Annotated in this window: 2 protein-coding genes; both read left to right on the top strand. The window is 77.5% G+C overall.

Annotated elements, in window-relative coordinates; genetic code table 11:
• On the top strand, window positions 1–1,064 hold a 1,064-nt coding region (locus tag F9B16_RS49995; RefSeq protein WP_151547281.1), incomplete at its 5' end, for a VWA domain-containing protein.
• A partial coding sequence (locus F9B16_RS49990) for a hypothetical protein (protein ID WP_151547280.1) occupies window positions 1,061–2,756 on the top strand: 1,696 nt, incomplete at its 3' end. The genes F9B16_RS49995 and F9B16_RS49990, both read left to right, overlap by 4 nt.

The following is a 2,756-nucleotide window of genomic DNA, read 5'->3' as shown; positions in this document are numbered from 1 at the left end:
ACTGGCTCTACGGCCGCGACCCCGACCTCGCGCGGCGCGGCGTCCGCCGGGGCGGCGGCTCCGCGCCCGGCCCCGCCCCCGGCGACGGCCGCTCCGACGACCGGACCGGCGGCGACGGCGCGTCCGTGCTCACCACCGTCGACTGGCTCGACGACGTGCACCGGCTGTTCCCCAAGGAGACCATCGAGCGGCTCGAACGCGACGCCGTCGAGCGCTACGAGATCCACGACATCGTCACCGACCCGGCCGTGCTGGAGCGGATCGAGCCGGACCGGGCGCTGCTGCGCGCCGTCCTGCGGACCAAGCACCTGATGAACCCGGAGGTGCTCGCGCTCGCCCGGCGGATCGTCGACGCCGTCGTGCGGGAGCTGATGGACAAGCTCGCCACCGAGGTCAGGCGGGCCTTCCACGGGACCCGGTCGCGGCGCCCGAGCCGGATCCGCAACTCCCGCAACTTCGACTTCCACGGGACGGTCCGCGCCAACCTCGCGCACTACCGCCCCGACGAGCGCCGCCTCTACATCGAGAAGCCGCGGTTCGTGTCGCGGACGCGGCGGCACGTCGAGCAGTGGCAGATGATCCTGCTGGTCGACCAGTCCGGCTCGATGCTCGACTCGGTGATCCACTCGGCGGTGACCGCCGCCTGCCTGTGGGGGCTGCCGGGCCTGCGGACGCACCTCGTCGCGTTCGACACCTCCGTCGTGGACCTGACGTCCGACGTCACCGACCCGGCGGAGCTGCTGATGAAGGTGCAGCTCGGCGGCGGCACCGACATCGCCCGCGCGGTCGCCTACGGCGCCGGGCTGGTCGACAACCCGCGCCGCGCGATCGTCGCCGTCATCAGCGACTTCTACGAGGGCGGCGACCCCGGGCGGCTCGTCCGGGAGGTGCGGCGCCTCGTCGAGCAGGGCACCTGCGTGCTCGGCCTCGCCGCGCTCGACGAGGCCGCGAACCCCGCCTTCGACCGCGAGATGGGCCGGCGGCTCGCCGCCGCCGGCGCGCACGTCGGCGCGATGACGCCCGGCCGGCTCGCCGAGTTCGTCGCCGAGAGGATCGGGTCGTGACGCGCGCCGACCTGCTCGCGCTGACGCCGGACTCCCTCGCCGCCCTCGCGAACCGGGGCCTGGTCAAGCGCGCCGCGAAGGACCTGGACGCGGGCAACGGCCCGGAGATCACCGTCGCGCCGGACGGCGGCGTCGAGGGCCGGTACCCCGACGGGACCGCGGCGGCGCTGCCCGCGGGCGCGGGCCTGGAAGCCGCGACCTGCACCTGCGCCGCGACCGGGACGTGCCGCCACCAGATCTGCCTCGTCCTCGCCTACCAGCGCGACGCCGCCGGCCCTGCCGACGCCGACGCCCCGGAGGAGGAGCCGGCCCCCGCCGAGGTCACCGACTGGACGCCCGGATCGCTGGACGACGACGCGCTCGCCGCCGTCCTCGGCCGCCGCGCCCTCACCGCCGCCCGCCGCACCCACCGCGCCGGGTACTCCGCCGCGATCCACCGGCCGACGCCGGACGACCCCGTCGCCCGCGTCGAGCTCCAGACCTGCACGGTCCGGTTCCTCGTGCCGGGCGAGCTCGGCTACGTGCACACCGACGCGGTCGCGTCCGTCCGCGGCGAGATGACCGTGCTGGCCGCCTGGGCGTTCCGCGCCGCCGACGAGCGGGGCCTCACCGGCACCGACGTCCGGCTCGACGTCGGCGGCGACGGCAAGGGCACGGACGCCTCCGGCGGGCTCGGCGCCGCCGCCCGCCTCGTGGACCAGGTCCTGCTGGAGGGCGCCGTGCACGCCGGGCCCGTCCTCGCCACCGCGCTGCGCCGCACCGCCGCCGAGCTGGCCGCGCGGAACCTGCACTGGCCCGCCGGCGCCGTCGACGACCTCGCCGGACAGCTCGCCGCCTACCACGACCGCGACGCCGCGCACGACCCCGCGCGGTTCGCCGCGCTCATCGCCGAGGTACACGCGCGGCACCGCGCGTCCGCCGCGGGCGGCACCCGCTCGCAGGTCCTCGGCACCGACGAGTCCGCCGAGACGCCGCTGCGCCGCGTCCGGCTCACCGCGCTCGGCTGCCGCGTCGGCGGCACCGACCGGGTCCGCACCGCCGACCTGTTCCTCGCGCACGCCGGCACGGGCGTCGTCCTGGTGCTCAAGCGGCACTGGAACGTCCCGGACGGCGAGGCGCTCACCGGCGCCGACCTCGCCGGACGCCGGATCCTCGGGTCGCCGCTGCGCACGCTCGCCGCCGCGAACGTGGTGTCGGAGAGCGCCTCCCGCAGCGCCGGGCGGGTCGTCCGCGTCGCCGCCGGACGGATCGCCAAGACCACCGTCACCCCGCTCGGCAACGCCTGGGAGGGGCTGCCCGCCGGGCTGCTCGTCCGCGACCTGAAGGCCGAGGAGCGGGCGCTGGACGCGCTGCCGCCCCGCCTCGTCCGGCCGCGCGTGGAGGCCGAGCTGGTGCGCGCGGTCGAGATCGCCGAGGTGCGGGACGTCGGCTACCACCCCGGCGATCAGCGGCTCGAGGCGGTCGTCGCGGACGCGGCGGGCGCGACGGCGGTCGTGTCCGCCGAGCACGGGCCGTACCGTCCCGCCGCGCTCGACGCGCTCGCGGCGGCGCTCGCCGACGCGCCCCGCATGGTGACCGGCGCCGTCCGCCGCGACCGGGGCGGCCTCGTCATCGACCCGTTCGCGGTGCTGACCGCATCGGGCGCCGTCGTGCCCGACCTCGCGCCCGGCGACGGCGCGGCCGTGCTCGGCG

The organism is Actinomadura montaniterrae (assembly GCF_008923365.1).
In the GTDB taxonomy this organism is placed as follows: Bacteria; Actinomycetota; Actinomycetes; order Streptosporangiales; family Streptosporangiaceae; genus Spirillospora; species Spirillospora montaniterrae.
Note: the sequence above shows the minus strand (reverse complement) of the source record. Positions and strands in the feature narration are given on the sequence as shown.